The sequence below is a fragment of the Paraburkholderia sp. genome (assembly GCF_034668105.1).
GTDB lineage: Bacteria > Pseudomonadota > Gammaproteobacteria > Burkholderiales > Burkholderiaceae > Paraburkholderia.
Map to the genome: position 1 here is coordinate 1 of NZ_JAXDPY010000246.1, position 4,872 is coordinate 4,872.

The 4,872-nt window shown below is 65.7% G+C and carries 4 protein-coding genes; all 4 read left to right on the top strand.

The annotated features are described in order from the left end of the window. The first annotated feature begins 112 nt into the window (after nucleotides 1-112). Nucleotides 113-2,914, top strand: a complete 2,802-nt coding sequence (locus tag QOC89_RS11580; RefSeq protein WP_323045139.1) for a FimV/HubP family polar landmark protein — start codon at nucleotides 113-115, stop codon at nucleotides 2,912-2,914. After that, on the top strand, nucleotides 2,911-3,723 hold the full coding sequence (truA, locus tag QOC89_RS11585; RefSeq protein WP_323045140.1) for a tRNA pseudouridine(38-40) synthase TruA: 813 nt from the start codon (nucleotides 2,911-2,913) through the stop codon (nucleotides 3,721-3,723). Before QOC89_RS11580 ends, truA begins: the two co-directional genes overlap by 4 nt. Continuing rightward, the gene (locus tag QOC89_RS11590; RefSeq protein WP_323045141.1) at nucleotides 3,720-4,433 is read left to right on the top strand and encodes a phosphoribosylanthranilate isomerase; all 714 of its coding nucleotides are present in this window, start codon (nucleotides 3,720-3,722) and stop codon (nucleotides 4,431-4,433) included. The genes truA and QOC89_RS11590 overlap by 4 nt, the downstream gene beginning before the upstream one ends. Before the next feature lie 60 nt (nucleotides 4,434-4,493). Further along, nucleotides 4,494-4,872 (top strand): pyridoxal-phosphate dependent enzyme (locus QOC89_RS11595; protein ID WP_323045142.1); only part of this gene is annotated, 379 nt, incomplete at its 3' end.

Sequence of the window (4,872 nt, forward strand, 5' to 3'; positions counted from 1 at the left end):
AAAACTCAAGAAGCGTCGCGCTTGCGCGGCGCTTTTTTCATTGTGTGCTCCGATTATCTTGTCTCTTCTCAACCGCAAAAAAGGGCTGCGCGCTGACGCGCCAGGAGTCCCGATGAACCTTCGACTCTCTTCCCTTCGGGCTATGTCTATGTATCGAGGTACGGTCCACTTGACGGTCGCGGCCGCGCTGACTTTTGCGCTGGCTGGCGTCGGTGTCGGCGCAGGCAACGCAGTGGCAGCGCCGGACGACGCCGCAAGCACACCGGAGGGCTCCTCCGTTTCCTATGCCGCCGGCAGTCAATATACGGTGAAGCCTGGTCAATCGTTGAACGACGTCGCGATTGCCGTCACGCAGTCGCGCGATCGGGCGACGCTCGCACGCGCTTCGCGCGCGCTGTTCGATGCGAATCCGGGCGGCTTCATGAAAAATGATCCGAGCCGGATGCGCGTAGGCGCGGTGTTGACGATTCCGGCGCTGGATGCGTCGGGGGCTCTGGTGGCTTCCGCGCCGGTTGCGGGGTCCGCGTCTGCTGCGCCATCTACCGCCACGGCTGCGGCTGCTGCCGCGCCGAGCGCACCCACCGCACCGAGCGCGGCGACGACCGGTGCGGCGGTTGGCGTGGCGAGCGGCGTGGCGCAGGTCAATGCGGCCGCGGCAAGCGCGGCAAGTGCTGCGGCGCACGCTATAGCGCCGTCCGCGCCTGCGGTTTCAGGGACGGCCAGTTCGGCGGCTGAAGCAAGTCCGGCCACGCCGGGCAGCTCGACGACAGCCGCACCGGTCCCGACGGCGCCTGTCGCGGGTTCACAGGCCGCAAGCGGGGTGCCGGCTAGCGGCGCGCATGTCTGGTCGGGAGCCGTCCAGCCCTCGCCCAGCGAGGCCGCGGAAGCTGCGTCAGCCGCCGCCACAGCGGCTGCGCAAGCGGCGGCTACGGCCACTGCGCAGCCGGCATCGCAAGCACGTACTCAGGTGTCCAGCTTGCAGCAATTGCTTGCGCTGAAAAACCGCGTGCTGATGGAACTGCAGAAACACGGTATCGGTGGCTCAGCGGCCGTGACGGGCACGCGCCCGCCTACGCCGGCGCCTTCGACGAACAGTGCGCAGCCGGCCGCGAGCGCTTCATCGGCGGCGGCCGTTTCGGGGCATGGTAGCGCGGCGATTTCCACGTCAAACGACGCTGGTATCTCGCAGACGAATTTGAGCGTGGCAGCGGCGATTGGCGCTGCATTGGTGGTGCTGCTGGCGGCTCTGGGGCGGCGGCGTAAGCGTGCCGCTGTCGCCGCGACCGAAGGCTCGTTGGCGCAGGATGCCGCGGCGGCTTCCGCGCGTACGGCCGAGCAGGAAGATGTCGTCTCGACGCGGGAACAAATGCCTGTGCGGGAAGCGTCGGATACGAGCGACGACGTGGCAGGGTATGGGGTCGCACTGTCTGCGGCCGGCCGTGAGGACGCGGAGCGTGAAGCAGCGGCGCGTGAAGTGGCGGCACGCGTGGCTGCGGCGCGCGAAGCGGAAATTCGCGCGGCGGCGGAGCGTGAGACTGCAGAGCATGCTGAAGCTGACCGGGCGGCGGCAGACCAAGCGGCGCAAGAGCGTGCCGCAGCAGAACATGTAGTAGCGAAAGACGCAGCAGAACACGACGCCGCAGCAGAACACGAAGCCGCAGCGGGAGAGCAGGCAGCAACACGAGAGCAAACAGCAGCAGCACGCGAAGCTGAGGCCAGCGAATCGCACCCAAGCTCCCCCACGCAAGACCTCAACGCATCCCGGCACGCATCGCCCGAAAGCCCCGCCACACCCGCGCCGTTTGAATCTGCGCAACCGCGCGCAGACGTCGACCAGGCTGCCCACAGCGGCTCCCTATCCGAGCCGCTACCCGCCGCTCATCACGAAAACCTCGACGGCGCGACCACGGCGGCGAGTCTTGCGGCCGCCGCGGAACTGGGTGCTGAAGCCTTGCCGTTGACGTCGCTTGAGCCGGTCGGCGAGACTTTCGAGCGAGAGGCGCCTGCGCACCGCCTGCAATGGGACGACGAACCCGCATTGAGCGCGTCGGCCGCGCCGCCGGCAGCGTCGACGAATGTGCCGCAGAACCATCTGGACGCTCCCGCGCCGGTCATCGACTTCACGCCGCGTGAAGCCGAGCCGCACACGACGTCACCGTTCGGTCAGCCGTACATCGACACGTCGGCCCATTCGATGCCCGGCACATCTGTACCGGCAGTGCCCACGGTCCAAGAGGACACGGCCCACGTCGACCCGGCATATCAGCCGTCGCATGAGTCGCAACCACACCAGCAACCACACCAGCAAGCCGAAACCGCATCACCTGACGGCGCATCGAATCTCGACCCGGCCCCCGTCGCGCAAACGCAACCCGCGCGATTCATTCCGACTGAGTTCCCGCGCGACGCCGTCGATGCCTTCACCAGTCTGAACATGCCATTGCCGCCGCGCGTCGAATCGACCGATACAGCGGTGAGCGCACCTGAATCGCTGGCGACACAGCCGGTGGCCTCCCCCGAAACCACCGCACAGCAAGCCGTAACGCCTCACGATCCGGACGACGCCCCGCATATCGCCGACGAAATCTCCGCCGGCACCGCAGGCCGCGCAGCCGGCGCGGGCCTCGGCGCGACCGGTCTGGGCGCGGCCGGCCTAGGCGCGATCGGTTTCGGCGCGTTGAAGCTCGACTTCGATCTCGAGTTGCCGCCGAGTCCGGCTCAGCCGTTGCCCGCCTTTACCCAAGCCGATCTCAGCCGCATCGCCCGCAACAAGCTCGATCTGGCGGCAGAATATATCGACCTCGGCGATCTGTCCGGCGCGCGCTTGCTCATCAACGAAGTGATCGAAGCGAACGATCCGGCCACGCGCACCGAGGCCCGCGCGCTGCTCTCGACGCTCGCCCCGTTGTCGTGAAGCGTATTGCGCTAGGCGTCCAGTACGACGGCTCGGCATTCTGCGGCTGGCAGTCGCAGCCGCATGGCAAGACCGTGCAGGACGAGCTCGAACGGGCATTGCGCGAGTTCGCGCAAGTGCCTGTGCAGACGGTGGTGGCGGGCCGCACGGATACCGGCGTGCACGGCCTCGGCCAGGTCGTGCACTTCGACACTGAACTCGATCGCACGGATTTTTCGTGGGTTCGCGGCACCAACGCCTTTCTGCCGAAGACGATCGCCGTGCAGTGGGCCAAGCCGATGCCCGACGCGTTCCACGCCCGTTTTTCGGCATTCGAGCGGACCTATTACTACGTCCTGTACGTCCATCCGTTCCGCTCGCCAATGCAGGCTACGCGAGCCGGCTGGGTGCATACGCCGCTCGACGTCGACGCCATGCGGGCCGCCGCCGCCCACCTGATCGGCGAGCACGATTTTTCGGCGTTCCGTTCGTCGCAATGCCAGGCGAAAACGCCGGTCAAGCAGCTCTATCAGATCGACATGCGCCAACAGGGCGACTTCGTTCATTTCCGCTTTCGGGCGAACGCGTTCCTGCACCATATGGTGCGCAATCTGATGGGCTGTCTGGTCGATATCGGCCGGGGACGCCATCCGGCTGAATGGATGGCCGAAGTGCTCGCCAGCCGCGATCGCGATTGTGCCGCGCCGACCTTCATGCCTGACGGCCTGTATCTGGCGCAGGTGGGCTATCCTGAGCAATTCGCCGTGCCCGCGCCGCAGACCGGCAGCGTGCCGTGGAGCACCGTATGGACCGAGCAAGCGCAAACATGAAATCAACCGAAAATCTGGCGGCCGACGCTAACGCCGGCATGCCGCAACAAGCCGCACCGCATCGCACCCGTATCAAGCTGTGCGGCCTGTCGAAGCCGGAAGACGTCGCCCACGCGATCGACCTCGGCGCAGACGCGATCGGCCTGGTGTTCTATCCGCCGAGCCCGCGTTCGGTCAGCGTCGCCCAGGCAGTCGAGCTGGTGCACGACGTGCCGCCGTTCGTGTCGGTAGTCGGCCTGTTCGTGAACGCAACGCCCGACTGGATTCGCGAAGTCGTCAGCAATGTTGGGCTTAACCTGCTGCAATTCCATGGCGACGAAACCGCTGCGCAGTGCGAATCCCTTGCTGGCGTTGCGGGTTTGCCTTGGTTGCGCGCGTTGCGAATCGCGGCGGATACTCAACCGGCTGATTTGGTAAAATCAGCGCTTAACTATGCAGCAGCCAGCGGCCTCCTGTTCGACACCCATGTCGAAGGCTATGGCGGCGGCGGGAAGGTTTTCGATTGGTCACTTATTCCAGCAGAGCTCGCGCGTCGGGCCGTTTTGAGTGGTGGGTTGAACGCGCAAAACGTCAGTGATGCGATCCATCGCGTGCGCCCGTACGCGGTCGATGTCTCGAGCGGCATCGAAGCGCCGGGCGCCAAGGGCGTGAAAGATCACGCCCGGATGGCGGCGTTCGTACGCGCAGTGCGCGCGGCAGACGCCGAATGATTCAGGCGGCGCGGTTTTCTCATACCAAAACCGTGCGCCACACTGAGAAGAGTGATCATCATGTATAACTTACCTGACGAAAGAGGCCATTTCGGCCAATATGGCGGCGTGTTCGTCGCCGAAACGCTGGTTCATGCGCTCGACGAGTTGCGTGCCGCGTACGAGAAATACCAGAAAGACCCGGAATTCGTCGCTGAATACGAGCGCGAATTGAAGCATTTCGTCGGCCGACCGTCCCCGATTTATCACGCGCAGCGTTGGAGCGAAATGCTCGGCGGGGCGCAGGTTTTCTTCAAGCGTGAAGACCTGAACCACACCGGCGCCCACAAGATCAATAACGTGATCGGCCAGGCGCTGCTCGCCAGGCGCATGGGCAAGCCGCGCGTGATCGCGGAAACCGGCGCGGGCCAGCACGGCGTGGCGACCGCAACCATTGCGG